The sequence below is a fragment of the Pseudomonas sp. GG8 genome, from assembly GCF_052976945.1.
Genome location: NZ_JBRIIP010000001.1, coordinates 74180 through 88330 on the forward strand (window position 1 = coordinate 74180; position 14151 = coordinate 88330).

Below are 14151 nucleotides of genomic sequence, written 5' to 3' on the forward strand. Positions count from 1 at the left end.
GGTGCGCGTCAGGCCGGGTCGCGGCACGCGTGATAAAGGCTGACGTTACGAAACTCCGCAGGCTCGGCCAGGTCGGGCAGGGTGTGGGCTTCAAGCATCGCTAATCGCAGATAAGCGGGGTGCTGAAAGTCGCGCACCCGCGAGTCGGCCACTAATGCCTGGCGGCCACGACTGAGGAATTGATCCAGTAATGGCAGGTTGGCGCGGTCATACAGCACGTCGGCGACCAGGATCAGGTCGAAGCGGTCGGTCTCGGCGAAAAAATCTGCCGAGTAGCTCAGGTGCACGTCATTCAGCCGGGCATTGGCATGGCACGCGGCGAGGGCCAGTGGGTCAAGGTCGCAGGCCACCACCTCCAGCGCGCCAGCTTTTACTGCTGCAATCGCGGCTACGCCAGAGCCTGAACCGAAATCCAGAACGCGTTTGCCCGCCACCCACTGCGGTTGTTCGGCGAGAAAACGGGCCAATGCCAGACCGCTGGCCCAGCAGAAACTCCAATACGGCGGATCTTCAAGAATGCGCCGGGTTTCTTCCGGGCTGAAGGCGCGATCCATGTTGTCGGCATCAATCAGCCAGAGCTTCAAGGCAGTGCCCGGCAGCTCAGTGGCAACCAGCTGCGCGTCGCCGAGCAGTTCGCTCAACGCCCGTTGCAGGTCATGCGGAGGGGTCATGGCGCCGGTACGAACTGCAACGGGCCCATCGCCTGGGTGATGGCTTCATTGATACGCACCGAGGGCAGGTGCAGGGTCAACTGGCCGGACTGACTGGCACGGCCGCGCAACTCGACGCGCGCACCCGCCGGAAAGGATTCCGGGTTGAAGCGCAGCTGGAACGGCAGGGACTGGTTGTTGCCGATCAGCTTGGTGCTGGCCAGCAAACGTTGCGGGCGGCTGCGCTCATCAATCAACAGCAGCGCCAGCTCGACTTCCGCGCCAGCCGGTACGCCGAGCAGTTGACCACTCAGTTCCCGTTGATAAGGCAGTAAAGGGCCAAGACTGGCAGCGGTTTTAATCACTTGCGTCGGTTGTGATTTGGCCGCGACAGGTTTGGGTGGCTCGCTGCTACAGGCGACCAGCAGGCCGACAAGACTGAGCAAAACAAGCGGTCGTAGCGACATGAACAGCTCCAACAGAACAAAAAAATCAGGGGGCGACCGAGGCGCGTCGTGCAGTATTGCCCAGCCGTATAAATTTCACACCGCCTGCCGCGCGACTATATACCGCAAACCTTGAGTATTGTCTTGCCAATGGGATGCGCCAGGAGAACGCCGCAATTAGTTGCAGCGCTGGAAATAAATGACGACTCGCCCTACCATGAGCCTCCCTTTTTTTGTTGCCTGCCACCATGCACTGTCCCTTTTGCGGTGCCAACGACACCAAGGTCATCGACTCGCGCCTCGTCGCCGAGGGCGAGCAAGTGCGTCGCCGTCGCGAATGCCTGGCCTGCGGTGAGCGTTTCACCACCTTCGAAACCGCCGAACTGGTGCTGCCACGCCTGATTAAACAAGACGGCAGTCGTCAGCCTTTCGACGAAGAAAAACTGCGCGCGGGCATGCAGCGGGCGCTGGAAAAGCGCCCGGTCAGCGTCGAACGTCTGGAAGCCGCATTGGCGCGGATCAAGCACAAACTGCGGGCGACCGGTGAGCGCGAGGTCAAATCGCTGGTGGTCGGTGAACTGGTGATGTCTGAGCTGCAGAAGCTCGACGAAGTGGCGTATATCCGCTTTGCCTCGGTTTACCGGCGCTTCCAGGACCTCAATGAGTTTCGCGAAGAAATCGACCGTCTGGCCCGCGAACCGGTGAAAGAGTGAGCCTGCCATCGACTGAGCAGAGCGCTCTGGACCACCATTACATGGCGCGCGCACTGGAATTGGCGCGCAAAGGCATTTACTCCGCGCACCCCAACCCTCGCGTGGGTTGCGTGATCGTGCGCGATGGACAGATCGTCGGCGAGGGCTGGCATGTTCGCGCCGGTGAGCCGCACGCCGAAGTGCATGCGCTGCGACAGGCGGGCGACAAGGCCCGCGACGCCACCGCTTACGTCACCCTCGAACCTTGCAGCCATCAGGGGCGGACTCCGCCGTGTGCCGATGCATTGGTCAATGCCGGGGTCGCGCGCGTGGTTGCGGCCATGCAGGACCCTAATCCTGAAGTTGCAGGCAAAGGCCTGCTGCGGTTGATGGCGGCAGGGATTTCCGTGCAGAGCGGCGTGCTCGAAGGCGAAGCCCGGGTGCTGAACAAAGGTTTCTTGAAACGCATGGAACACGGCCTGCCTTACGTGCGGGTCAAAATGGCGATGAGCCTCGACGGGCGCACGGCGATGGCCAGCGGCGAAAGCCAATGGATCACCGGCCCTGCCGCGCGTTCAGCGGTGCAGCGCTTGCGTGCGCAATCAAGTGTGGTGCTGACTGGCGCCGACACGGTGTTGGCAGACGGTGCGCGCCTGACGGTGCGTCCGGATGAGTTGGGCCTGGGTGCCGAACTGACTGCGCTGGCCGTCACCCGGCCGCCGCTGCGGGTGTTGATCGACGGGCGCTTGCGCGTGCCCCTCGACGCGCCATTCTTTCAGGCTGGCAACACGCTCGTCGTAACCTGCGCGGCGGCTGAGGCGCGTGAGCGTTATCACGACCAGGGCCATGAAATGCTGGCGTTGGCCAACAGCGAAGGGCATGTTGATTTGCGCAAGCTGATGCACGAACTGGCCGCTCGTGGCGTCAATGAAGTGCTGGTTGAAGCAGGCCCACGATTGGCTGGCGCGTTCACGCGGCTGGGGTTGGTCGATGAGTATCAGATTTTTATCGCGGGCAAGTTCCTCGGTTCAACGGCTCGGCCGCTGCTCGATCTGCCGTTGGCGCAGATGAGTGAGGCGCCAGCGCTGAAAATCGTCGAAATGCGCGCGGTGGGTGACGATTGGCGAGTGATTGCCATCCCCGTGACCGCTGGCAGCGTATAATTTCCGGCCATCGCATAGCGCTGGCCTTGTTCTCGTGGAGGACCACATGTTTACCGGCATTATCGAATCGATCGGCAGTATCCGCGCTCTGACCCCCAAAGGCGGGGATATCCGCGTTTATGTGGCCACTGGCAAGCTTGACCTCAGCGACGTAAAACTCGGCGACAGTATTGCGGTGAACGGCGTCTGCCTGACCGCCGTCGAGTTGCCCGGTGACGGCTTCTGGGCCGATGTCAGCCGCGAAACTCTCGATTGCACCGCTTTCGTCGACCTGAAGACCGGCAGTCCGGTCAATCTGGAGAAAGCCCTGACGCCGACCACGCGGCTGGGTGGTCACCTGGTCAGCGGGCATGTCGACGGTGTCGGTGAAGTTCTGTCCCGCGAAGAAAATGCGCGCGCTATCCAGTTCCGTATCCGCGCACCGCGTGAGTTGGCCAAGTACATTTCGCACAAAGGCTCGATCACCGTCGACGGCACCAGCCTGACGGTGAATGCGGTCAATGGCGCTGAGTTTGAACTGACGATTGTCCCGCACACCCTGGCTGAAACGATCATGGCCGAATACCGGCCGGGTCGTAAGGTCAACCTTGAAGTGGACTTGCTGGCGCGTTATCTGGAACGTCTGTTGCTGGGAGACAAGGCCGCAGAGCCGAGCGACTCATCAGGCGGCATCACCGAAAGCTTTCTAGCCGCCAATGGCTACCTCAAATCCTGAACCGAAAGGGGGTGCCTTGTGGCGCTCAACAGCATTGAAGAACTGGTTGAAGACATCCGCCTCGGCAAGATGGTCATCCTCATGGATGACGAAGACCGTGAGAACGAAGGCGATCTGATCATGGCCGCCGAGTGCTGCAAGGCCGAGCACATCAACTTCATGGCCAAGCATGCCCGTGGCCTGATCTGCATGCCGATGAGCCGTGAGCGTTGCGAACTCCTCAAGCTGCCGTTGATGTCGCCGCGTAATAACTCCGGTTTTGGCACCAAGTTCACGGTCTCCATCGAGGCTGCTACCGGCGTTACCACGGGTATCTCCGCTGCCGACCGCGCCCGCACGGTGCAGGCTGCTGCCGCGAAAGATGCCACGGCCGAGGATATCGTCAGTCCTGGTCATATTTTCCCGCTGATGGCTCAGGCCGGTGGCACTCTCTCGCGAGCTGGCCACACCGAGGCTGCCTGCGACCTGGCGCGCATGGCCGGTTTCGAACCGAGCGGCGTGATCTGCGAAGTGATGAACGACGACGGCACCATGTCCCGTCGCGCCGAACTCGAAACTTTTGCGGCCGAACATGGGATCAAGATCGGCACCATCGCCGACCTGATTCATTACCGGATGATCCACGAACGTACCGTTCAGCGGATTGCCGAGCAGCCTTTGGACAGCGAATTGGGCCAGTTCAATCTGGTGACCTACCGCGATTCGGTCGAAGGTGACGTGCACATGGCGCTGACCCTGGGCAACATCTGCGCCGAAGAACCGACCCTGGTTCGCGTGCACAACATGGACCCGTTGCGCGACTTGCTGATGGTCAAGCAGCCCGGCCGCTGGAGCCTTCGGGCTGCAATGGTCGCGGTCGCCGAGGCGGGCAGTGGCGTGGTGCTGTTGCTGGGTCACCCGCTCAATGGTGACGTCTTGCTCGCGCATATTCGTGACACAGCCGAAAACGTGCCGGTGAAAACCCCGACCACGTACAGCATCGTCGGTGCCGGTTCGCAGATTCTTCGTGACCTGGGCGTGCGTAAAATGCGCCTGATGAGTTCGCCAATGAAGTTCAATGCGATATCCGGTTTCGATCTGGAAGTTGTAGAATACGTGCCCTCCGAATAAAGACCGGTTGGACGCTGTGTGAAAGCCTGAAAGACTTTCACTCGTTCTGTCCGACAGTCTGTAATTGGTGGCCTAAAATCCCTCAAAGCGCGCCGATTGGGCGTGCTTGCTCTTTAAGACGAGACTCACCCGAATGACCCTGAAGACCATCGAAGGTACCTTCATCGCTCCCCAAGGCCGCTACGCCCTGGTGGTTGGCCGTTTCAACAGCTTCGTCGTCGAAAGCCTGGTGAGCGGTGCCGTTGATGCACTGGTTCGCCATGGCGTGAGCGAAAGCGACATCACCATCATCCGCGCGCCGGGTGCCTTCGAAATTCCGCTGGTAGTGCAAAAAGTTGCTCAGCGCAGCGAATACGTCGCGATCATCGCCCTGGGCGCTGTGATCCGTGGCGGTACGCCGCACTTCGAATACGTGGCAGGCGAATGCGTCAAAGGCCTGTCTCAGGTTTCCATGGAGTTTGGCGTGCCGGTATCTTTCGGCGTGTTGACGGTTGACACCATCGAGCAAGCCATCGAGCGTTCCGGCACCAAGGCCGGTAACAAAGGCGCCGAAGCTGCACTGTGTGCTATCGAAATGGTCAGCCTGCTTTCTCAGCTGGAGGCCAAATGATTTCCGACGAAAGCGACCAGTTCAACCCGCGCGACGAAAAAGATCCTGCAGTCGCCAAGAGCAAAAGCGCCAAGCGTCGCGAAGCGCGTCAGCTTGCGACTCAGGCGTTGTATCAGTGGCACATGGCTGGTCATTCGATCAATGAAATCGAGGCGCAGTTTCGCGTCGATAACGATTTCACTAATGTCGATGCCACGTATTTCAGTGAATTGCTGCACGGTGTACCGTCCAACAAGACCGAGATCGATACGGCTCTCGTGCCTTGCCTGGACATCACCCTCGAAGAGCTTGACCCGGTTGAACTGGCGATATTGCGTCTGTCCACCTACGAGCTGCTCAAGCGTGTCGACGTGCCGTATCGCGTTGTGATCAACGAAGGCATCGAGCTGGCGAAAGTCTACGGCTCCACTGACGGCCACAAATTCGTCAATGGCGTTCTGGACAAACTGGCTCCTCGCTTGCGCGAAGCCGAAGTGAAGGCTTACAAGCGCTAAGAGGCTCTGGATGAGAAGTGCCTGAGCCTTGCTTGGTACCTTTCTATTCCAGATCCCCGGCGCCTGCATCCTATGGGTGAGTTCGAGCTGATCCGCAATTTTTTCGCAGCTGCGCCGTGTGCGCAGACGGGTGAGGGAGTCGTATTGGGGATCGGCGACGACTGCGCCTTGCTGGCGGTGCCGCCCGGCGAACAGCTAGCGATTTCTACCGACACCCTGGTTGTCGGGGTGCACTTCCCCGAGGCCTGCGATCCCTTCCTGCTAGGTCAACGTGCCCTCGCGGTGGCTGCCAGCGATCTGGCCGCCATGGGCGCAACCCCACTGGCATTCACCCTCGCCCTGACACTGCCCGACGTCGATCCTGACTGGCTGCAAGCCTTTGCGCACGGTCTGAACCTGATGGCGCAGAGCTGCTCGCTGAGCCTGGTGGGTGGCGACACCACCCGTGGGCCATTGAGCCTGACCATGACCGTGTTTGGACGCGTTCCTGCGGGTCAGGCGCTGACCCGCAGTGGCGCTCGACCGGGTGATCTACTGTGTGTCGGTGGTCCACTGGGCGATGCGGCGGGAGCTTTGCCATTGGTGTTGAACCAGCGCAGTGCCGAGGCCTCTATCGCTCACGCGTTGCTGGCGCAATACTGGTCGCCGCAGCCACAGTTGGCGCTGGGTCTGGCCTTGCGCGGCAAGGCCACGGCGGCGCTGGATATCTCCGATGGGCTATTGGCCGATTGTGGGCATATTGCCTTGGCCTCCGGCGTGCGTGTGGTGGTCGAGCGCGATGCGTTGCCTCTGTCAGCCCCCCTCACAACGTTTCTTGGGCTGGAAGCAGCTCGGAACGCGGCGCTTAGCGGGGGCGATGATTATGTCCTGGCGTTTACGCTGCCAGCGTCGCAACTGGCCGGGCTGCTCGCCGCCGGATTTTCGGTGCATGTGGTCGGTCGGGTTGTGGCGGGGCAGGGTGTGGCCTTGATCGATGGCGCTGGGCAGGACGTCACTCCGTCGACACGGGGCTATCAACATTTTCGGGAGACTCCGTGACAGATCATCCAAAGCAGGTCCCTGCGGATCAGGTTCCACCCTCGGTGTGGACCAATCCCTGGCATTTTCTGGCGTTCGGTTTCGGCTCCGGTACGCTGCCCAAGGCGCCAGGTACCTGGGGCTCCCTGGTCGCCCTGCCGTTCATTCCTCTGTGGCAAATGCTGCCCGATTGGGGCTATTGGCTGATGCTGGGCATCACCATGCTGTTCGGCTTCTGGCTGTGCGGCAAGGTCGCCGATGACCTGCGTGTGCACGACCACGAAGGCATCGTCTGGGACGAAATGGTCGGAATGTGGATAACCCTTTGGCTGGTACCGGAAGGATGGTACTGGTTGTTGGCGGGGTTTTTGATGTTCCGCTTCTTCGACATTCTCAAGCCGTGGCCGATTCGCTGGATCGATCAAAACGTACACGGCGGCGTGGGAATCATGCTCGACGATGTGCTGGCCGGCGTTTTTGCCTGGCTGGGGATGCAGGCGCTCATGTGGGCATTCGCTTAAACGTCTCAGGCGTCTGCGAATGACTGATCGAGTCTATCGATCTTGATAGGTGATAATTCAGCTTAAGCGTGTGTCAGACGCTGCTGTTACAATGCTGTCTCTGCGAATCTCCAGTCCTCAATATGATCAGGAGCACAACGGTGCCCGTCGTCTTTGTTGCCGCTTCCAAGCTACCCACCCCTTTTGCGCAATTTACCATGCACGGTTTTCTCGAGCAGGCAACCGGGCGTGAGCACCTCGTACTCAGCCTCGGTGATGTGGCTGATGGCGAGCCAGTGCTGGGCCGATTGCATTCCGAGTGCCTGACCGGTGATGCCCTGTTCAGTCAGCGCTGCGACTGCGGCTCGCAACTGGAAGCTGCGTTGCGTGCCATTGCTGCTGAAGGTCGCGGCGTGTTGCTGTATCTGCGACAGGAAGGCCGCGGCATTGGTTTGCTGAACAAAATCCGCGCCTATGAGTTGCAGGACGGCGGCGCCGACACCGTTGAAGCCAACGAACGTCTGGGCTTCGCCGCCGATCAGCGTGATTACGCGATCTGCCTGCCGATGCTCGAACACATGGGTGTCAAATCCCTGCGCTTGATGACGAACAACCCGCGTAAGGTCAAAGCCTTGACCGACATGGGGATTACCGTTGCCGAGCGCGTGCCGCTGCACACCGGGCATAACCCGCACAACAAAGTCTACCTGGCGACCAAGGCCGGCAAGCTCGGCCACATGATGGGCAACGAGCATCTGGACGAGGCAGATCGCGCGTGACGCGCAGTAATGTGCGTCGTCGCCTGGCACTGGCCTGGTGGTGGCAACTGTTCCTGACGCTGGCGCCGCTGGTGGTGGTCAACGGGTTTTTCGGCCGCAACGAAGCCATTATTCCGGTGTTGGCAATGCCGATTTTTATTGCCGGCATCGCATCGATGTTTGTCAGTTTGCGCTTCTTTGGCGCCTACAAACGCGCCTTGATCGCCACAGAAAAATCCCTGAATAGCCCTGAAGAACCTGCTGCCTGGATCGAACTCGCCGCCCGTCGTCGCACCGCATTTCTTGCTGCCGGCCTGCCGGCATGGATCTCCGCCTTGGCAGTATTCGTCGGGCTGGAGGCGGTGCCGTTGTTCCTGCTGGCGTTTTCCAGCGTGGTGCTGCTGTACCTCTATCGCATCCCCCGCCAATTGGGCTGATGAACCGGCTCTTCGCTTGCCTGCTGCTGGCGTTCGTCAGTCCGGCACAGGCTGTCGAACGTGTGGTCAGCCTCGCACCATCACTCACTGAAATCGTTGTCGAACTGGGCGCAAGCGACCTGCTGGTCGGCGTGCTCGATGGCGGCGAACGTCCGCCCGAGGTGGCCGGGCTGCCATCAGTCGGTCGCTACGGCCAGTTGGAAATGGAGCGTCTGCTCAGCCTCAAGCCTGATTTGTTGTTGCTCTGGCCCGGCAGTGTCGGGGTTGCCCAGCGCACGCAATTAACGCACCTGGGTATCCCGACCTATACCGTCGAACCGCAAAGTCTCGACCAGTTGGCGGCTCAGTTTGAGCACGTCGCGGCGCAGTTGGGGCGCGCGGAAGCCGGACAACGAATGGCTCAGGTGTTCAGCACCCGGTTGAACGCACTGCGTCAGCGTTACCGACGAGAGGTGCCGTTGCGGGTGTTCTACCAAGTGTGGGATCGCCCGCTGTACACCGTTGGCGGCGGGCAGATCATCAGCGATGCGCTGAAGGTGTGCGGGGGTGAAAACGTGTTCGCCGACCTGCCGCTGGCGGCACCGCAGATCAGCCTGGAGTCGGTGCTGCAACGCAATCCAGATGTCATCCTGGCAAGCAGCACCGCACAGCTTGATGCCTGGCGCGTATGGCCGCAGGTCGCGGCCGTTGCTCATGGGCAATTGTTGCAGATTCCGGACAACGGCCTGGAGCGACCCAGCGGGCAGATGCTCGATGCCATCGAAAAGCTTTGCGAAAGCATGGCGCTCTACACCAACGGAACCAAGCGCTGATCCCCGCAGGAGATCCCGTCCCGTTTTTGTGCCGCAATCGTTGTTGTAGGTTGCTAGCCCAACCCGTGCCGCGATCTCGACTCGATTAAGCGAACCCGGCGCCGATAAACAACCATTTACCCGAAGTGTTAAACAAGACCGAATTTGGCTACCGCTGCGAGCCCACACATCACCAATAGCAGTACCCAGCCGGTCCGATGCAAAATGATCAGTTTGCGTTTAAGGTCGGCAGGAAAGTTCTTTAGATCCTCCGCGCTAGCCCCTCCATCGCGGAGATAGAGACGAGGCGTGGTCATTAGCCCCATTATTGCACCCTGCACAAACAATCTCCCTGAAGGGCCTCCATCCTAAAAGGGGGCTCGAATCATAACAGCGGGACAGTTTTTCAAATGGGCTAACATCAGATCCATCTTGGTGTACGCGAGATGCAGCGCAATGCCAATCCAAACGAAGATACCTCCAAAATCGATTAAACCGAGACAGAGGAAGACTTTGTCAGCGGTACTCACGCTCATTGAGTGACCTCGTAAATTGCTTCGCCTATTAGTTCACCACCCTTGCTGAGGGCAAACAGCCATGTACCTGAAAGGCTAAACAATATCGAATTCGACTACGACAGCGAGACCAAGCATTACCAATAAAAAAACAATGACGCACCATTGCAATACTATAAATTTACACTTAATAGGTGCGGGTAAGTTATTTATGTCTTCGGCGCTGATACTGCCGCGCTTAATGTAAAAAACCGGAAATGTGACAAAACCGGAGACTCCACCGACTATCAATAGCTTTCCCCACGGTCCACCGTGCCTGAGAGGAGTTAGGGCTATGACGGCGGGGCTGTGCTTGAAATGATCCAGCAGAACATCCTTTTTGGTGTAGGCCATGTGTAGCGCAACGCCAATGCAAACAATAGCTCCTCCAAAATCTATTAATCCGACAGCAAGAAATACTATATCAGCGGTGTTCAGGCTCATTTAACCGCCTCATAGATCTTTTCGGCCATCTTTTCACCGCTTTTTCCACCAATATAGCCTGCTGAAAAAGATGCTGCTCCGACCAGCACAATACCGCACACGAGCAAGGATCCACCGCCCGTTGGCACACCTAATCCAACACACAGCCCTGCAACAGCGGGGGCGGTTGAGGCTAAACCTATAAGTGCCCCACCCGCCACCCCGCCGATAAAACCTCCGCTTTCGGTGTATTTCACCTTTTCACAAGCCTCGGCATCACCCGCTCTACACACGTCTTGAACCTTCATGTATGAAGCTCCACCGCCGACAGCGGTGCCGATCCAGCCGCCGTACTGGACGTACTTGGAGACCTTGGCCACGGCGGTAATGCGAGTGGCATAGCCGGGGTTCTGGCCGAACCCGCCCGCTCTTCCTGCGCGATGCACCAGGCTGCGGCTGGAAATACCCAGAGCAGTTTTCAGCTTCGGGTGGTCGGGGAAGCCGATGCTTTTTTTGGTCAGCGAGGTGAGTTGGGTATTGAGCTGAGCAAACAGCTCCTTGCGCTTGGCAAAAAACTCGGGTGAACGCAGATGTCCATGCTGCTCAAAGGTGCGCGTATGCAAGGCTTCTATCTTTTTCAGCAGAAGTTTCACTTCGTCCAGATTCTTGGCGAAAACCGCCGTTCCTACGCCGACCGCAGTGGCGCCATGCGTGAGGAAGGATTCGATTTCGTCACGGTGGCGGGCCATGAAATCGGCCTCTTCCGGGCTAAGGTCCGCCAACGCCTGATTCACCCAGCGTGCCGTTTCCATCAGCAGCGCTTCTTCGCCGGTGCATCGCAGATTTTCGGGATCGCTGAGCACGATCATTTGCCCCGCTTTTACCTGATCCAACCCCGGATTAAGGGCCCTGAATTTGGCGATCACGGCCGAGTTGGGTGAGCGGAACAGCTGCGCTTCCAGCTGTTCCGCCGTTGTGCTCTTGGGCACGATGTAGAACCCTGGGTCGTGTAGCTCGATGGGCTCTGGCCATTGTTCTCGGGGGAAAAACTTATACGTTTCGACGGGAGGTGGCGGGGCTACCGCTTGTGTTGTGCGCTGAGCCTTCTCATCAGGCGTGTTGAGGTGTTGAGCATGGACAAAGCGCAATAAGCGCTCGGGGTCGGGTTGTAATACGGGTTGGGTGAGTCTGTATGCCGGGATGCGCTTGACCGCATCGCTTATTGCAACGTGGCCGTTGCGTACCACGGCCTGTGCCTGGTTTAACAGGTCGTTCCGCTCTTGCAGCAGTGCCTGTATGCCTTGTTCGGGGGTTTTATGGCCGAGCTCGACATCATCGACAATGCGCTTTGCGTAATAGGCCACTTCCCGATTGAAGTGCGCACGCGGGATGCCGTGGCTAAGGTGGCGAGCGCTGAGGCTATGGGCTTGCGCCAGCACTTGGCCCGCAGCTTGGTGGACATCCCAGAGGTCATAACGGTTGGGGTTCATCCCTCTTCACCCCAAAAGCTATAACCGCTGGTCCCGGCCAAGGTGTGGTTGCAAGACAGCACCATTATTTCGTCGGTATGGTCTGACTGATATTTGTTGCCCATGGAATTCTGAGTTGAGCAGCCCGCTGAAATCAGCCCTTGAGTCTCGCCTGCCAGGGTCATGTAACCGTGGTTAGCCATACGCGTAAGTCCTTTTCTTCGCTGGCTGGACAGTCTATTGCCAAGGGGGATAGGCCGGCTGTAGGACGCTTCCGAATATAGCGAAGGAGGAGGGAGTAGCGGAGCAAGATCAGGCTTATGTTGATTTTGGTTTCGTTGCGCCTCCAGACTTCCAGGGCAAGTCGGCTGGGCGCTGAGTGGTGGCTACAACTCCGGTGTCCAGGTCAAACTCAGCATCCAGGTGCGGCCTTCTTCGCGATAGCCGTAGTTGTTGCCTTCGAAGCTGTAGAGCGTTCGACTGTAACGTCTGTCCAGAGCGTTATCGAGTTTCAGTTCCAGTTTGACTTCATTACTCGCCGCCCAACTGCTGCGCAAGCCGAACAGGGCGTAACCGCCGATGGGCTGCAGGTTGTTCTCGTCGTTGTAGCTGTGGCTGAAGGCTTGCCATGTGGCGCCCAGGCCCAGCCGGTCGAATTGACGATCCACATCCAGGCTGAACGTGCGCCGGGCACGGCGGTTCAGGGTATAGCCAGTGTCACGGTCGCGTGGGTCGATAATCGCCAGCCCCAGGCTGCTTTGCCAGCCGAACAGCTCTTGGTGCAGCGCTGCTTCGAAGCCGTTGATTCGTGCCGAGGCAAGGTTTTGCGGGCGGTAGTTGGCGTCCAGCGCAATCGCGTCCTGCAAGTCGGTGCGATACAGCGATGCTTCCAGGCGGCTGGTCTCGGTCAGGCGGCTGCGCCATTGCAGTTCATAGCTTTTTGAATGCTCGGGCTTCAGGTTGGGGTTGCTGAAGTCGGGGTAGTACAGGTCGTTAAAGGTCGGCGCACGAAACCCTTCGCTGTACGAAAGCAGCACGTCGTTGTCGGGGTTAATCGGCACGGTCAGCGTGCCGCTCCAGGTGTTCTGTCCGCCGAACTGCTGGTTCTGATCATGACGGAGCCCGAGCTCCGTTGAAAAATGTTCGCTTTGATAACGATGCTGGATAAACGCGGCACGATTCCAGCGGCTGTCTTCATCGAATACCGTGCTGCTATTGACCCGATCTTCGTACCAATCGGTGCCCAGTATCAGGCTGTGCCGATCATTGAGCGTCAGGGTGTTCTGCCAGTTGGCCGAGTCCCTGTAGGTATTGAAGACGCTGCGGTCGTCGCTGAGCGTGTCGAGGGACGTGTCGCGGTTTTCGCTGTGGCCCAGCTCCAGGCGGGACTTCCAGTGCTCGCTGAGTCGCACGTCGAAATAGGTACTGACGCTGCTCAGGTCGAACTTGCTGTACGGCTGTTGCCCGACGCTGTTCTGCGTGGCGGGGTCATAGCGGCCGAAGCTGTTGTCGAACTCGGTCTTGCCGCGGTTATCCAGCAGGTTCAGGCCGATCTCGATATCGTCATCGAGCTGATGGCTGAGGTTCAGGCTCAGCGACTTGTTGCGATAGGCATCGTCATCGCCGTCGCTGGCGAAAGACTCCTGCGACCGGTTGATCCCGGCGGTTTCATCAAGGCTGACGCCAAGGTTGAAATGCGTCTGCTGATCGCCCCCGGACAGTCCCATGCTGCGCTGCCAGCTATTATTGCTGCCGTAGCCCATCTTTAACCGTGGCTTTAGTCCCTGCTCAGCGCCACGCCGGGTAAAGATCTGAATCACCCCGCCAATCGCGTCTGCGCCATAGATCACCGAGCGTGAGCCGCGCAGCACTTCCACCCGCTCGATCTGATCGACGCTGAGAAACTGCAGATTGCTGTCAGCCGAGGTGGCATTGGCGATGCGTTGTCCGTCGACCAGTACCAGGCTCTGCGCCGACTTGGTCCCGCGAATGAAAATCCCCGGGAGGCTGCCGCGACCGCCGCTCGGTGCGACTTGCACGCCGGGCACGCGGCTGAGCAGGTCGTTGACGCTGCCGGGTTGCAGGCGCTCGATGTCTTCACGGGTGAATACGCTGCTCGCGGCGCTGCTGGTACTGCGCTCTTCAACCTGGCGGTTGGCGCTGATCAGCATGTCCGGCAGTTTCAGCGCGGCATCGCGCTCAAGGGTATCGGCCAGCGCGTTCGTGGCGGGCAATAACGAAAGGGTCAGGGCAAGGCGGCGCAGAGTCATATAGGTCGCATAAGGCAAAACCGGCGCACGACCCGGGTTAATGAGTGTGCGC

At 59.3% G+C, this 14151-nt stretch carries 16 protein-coding genes and 1 pseudogene; 11 read left to right on the forward strand and 6 right to left on the reverse strand.

Annotated elements, in window-relative coordinates:
• Positions 1-8: 8 nt before the first annotated feature.
• Both ACVBEG_RS00415 and ACVBEG_RS00420 read right to left on the reverse strand, forming a co-directional pair.
• The gene (locus ACVBEG_RS00415) at positions 9-671 is read right to left on the reverse strand and encodes a class I SAM-dependent methyltransferase (protein ID WP_447107269.1); all 663 of its coding nucleotides are present in this window, start codon (positions 669-671) and stop codon (positions 9-11) included.
• The gene (locus tag ACVBEG_RS00420) at positions 668-1117 is read right to left on the reverse strand and encodes a hypothetical protein (RefSeq protein WP_322182288.1); all 450 of its coding nucleotides are present in this window, start codon (positions 1115-1117) and stop codon (positions 668-670) included. Before ACVBEG_RS00420 ends, ACVBEG_RS00415 begins: the two co-directional genes overlap by 4 nt.
• 227 nt (positions 1118-1344) lie before the next feature.
• On the opposite strand from ACVBEG_RS00420, the gene nrdR reads away from it, so the two are divergent.
• From nrdR to ACVBEG_RS00475, 11 genes are all read left to right on the forward strand, one after another.
• Positions 1345-1809, forward strand: a complete 465-nt coding sequence (gene nrdR, locus ACVBEG_RS00425) for a transcriptional regulator NrdR (protein ID WP_322182286.1) — start codon at positions 1345-1347, stop codon at positions 1807-1809.
• Positions 1810-1850: 41 nt separating this feature from the next.
• On the forward strand, positions 1851-2951 hold the full coding sequence (gene ribD, locus ACVBEG_RS00430) for a bifunctional diaminohydroxyphosphoribosylaminopyrimidine deaminase/5-amino-6-(5-phosphoribosylamino)uracil reductase RibD (RefSeq protein WP_322278460.1): 1101 nt from the start codon (positions 1851-1853) through the stop codon (positions 2949-2951).
• A gap of 46 nt (positions 2952-2997) precedes the next feature.
• Positions 2998-3666 carry a riboflavin synthase gene (locus ACVBEG_RS00435; protein WP_322182284.1) on the forward strand — a complete coding sequence of 223 codons (669 nt, stop codon included), beginning with the start codon at positions 2998-3000 and terminating at the stop codon, positions 3664-3666.
• Positions 3667-3684: 18 nt separating this feature from the next.
• Positions 3685-4776 carry a bifunctional 3,4-dihydroxy-2-butanone-4-phosphate synthase/GTP cyclohydrolase II gene (ribBA, locus tag ACVBEG_RS00440; protein WP_322182282.1) on the forward strand — a complete coding sequence of 364 codons (1092 nt, stop codon included), beginning with the start codon at positions 3685-3687 and terminating at the stop codon, positions 4774-4776.
• Positions 4777-4909: 133 nt separating this feature from the next.
• On the forward strand, positions 4910-5386 hold the full coding sequence (gene ribH, locus ACVBEG_RS00445) for a 6,7-dimethyl-8-ribityllumazine synthase (RefSeq protein ID WP_322182280.1): 477 nt from the start codon (positions 4910-4912) through the stop codon (positions 5384-5386).
• A complete protein-coding gene (gene nusB / locus ACVBEG_RS00450) occupies positions 5383-5880 on the forward strand; it encodes a transcription antitermination factor NusB (protein ID WP_322182278.1) in 498 nt (165 codons plus the stop codon). The genes ribH and nusB overlap by 4 nt, the downstream gene beginning before the upstream one ends.
• A gap of 72 nt (positions 5881-5952) precedes the next feature.
• A complete protein-coding gene (gene thiL, locus ACVBEG_RS00455) occupies positions 5953-6918 on the forward strand; it encodes a thiamine-phosphate kinase (protein WP_322182276.1) in 966 nt (321 codons plus the stop codon).
• Positions 6915-7418, forward strand: a complete 504-nt coding sequence (locus ACVBEG_RS00460) for a phosphatidylglycerophosphatase A family protein (protein WP_322182274.1) — start codon at positions 6915-6917, stop codon at positions 7416-7418. Before thiL ends, ACVBEG_RS00460 begins: the two co-directional genes overlap by 4 nt.
• Before the next feature lie 140 nt (positions 7419-7558).
• Positions 7559-8176 (forward strand): GTP cyclohydrolase II, encoded by a 618-nt coding sequence (ribA, locus tag ACVBEG_RS00465; protein WP_322182272.1) that lies wholly within the window; start codon positions 7559-7561, stop codon positions 8174-8176.
• The gene (locus ACVBEG_RS00470) at positions 8173-8592 is read left to right on the forward strand and encodes an MFS transporter (protein WP_322182270.1); all 420 of its coding nucleotides are present in this window, start codon (positions 8173-8175) and stop codon (positions 8590-8592) included. The genes ribA and ACVBEG_RS00470 overlap by 4 nt, the downstream gene beginning before the upstream one ends.
• Positions 8592-9404, forward strand: coding sequence for a cobalamin-binding protein (locus ACVBEG_RS00475; RefSeq protein WP_447107270.1), 813 nt, complete (start codon positions 8592-8594; stop codon positions 9402-9404). The genes ACVBEG_RS00470 and ACVBEG_RS00475 overlap by 1 nt, the downstream gene beginning before the upstream one ends.
• Before the next feature lie 590 nt (positions 9405-9994).
• Here ACVBEG_RS00475 and ACVBEG_RS00480 read toward each other — a convergent pair.
• From ACVBEG_RS00480 to ACVBEG_RS00495, 4 genes and pseudogenes are all read right to left on the reverse strand, one after another.
• Positions 9995-10381 carry a hypothetical protein gene (locus tag ACVBEG_RS00480; protein WP_447107271.1) on the reverse strand — a complete coding sequence of 129 codons (387 nt, stop codon included), beginning with the start codon at positions 10379-10381 and terminating at the stop codon, positions 9995-9997.
• A complete protein-coding gene (locus tag ACVBEG_RS00485) occupies positions 10378-11850 on the reverse strand; it encodes a hypothetical protein (protein ID WP_447107272.1) in 1473 nt (490 codons plus the stop codon). Before ACVBEG_RS00485 ends, ACVBEG_RS00480 begins: the two co-directional genes overlap by 4 nt.
• Positions 11851-11888: 38 nt before the next feature.
• Positions 11889-12032: pseudogene (gene tssD / locus ACVBEG_RS00490) on the reverse strand (type VI secretion system tube protein TssD); the annotation flags it as partial.
• Positions 12033-12215: 183 nt separating this feature from the next.
• A complete protein-coding gene (locus ACVBEG_RS00495) occupies positions 12216-14099 on the reverse strand; it encodes a TonB-dependent receptor domain-containing protein (RefSeq protein ID WP_330200987.1) in 1884 nt (627 codons plus the stop codon).
• Positions 14100-14151 lie beyond the last annotated feature (52 nt).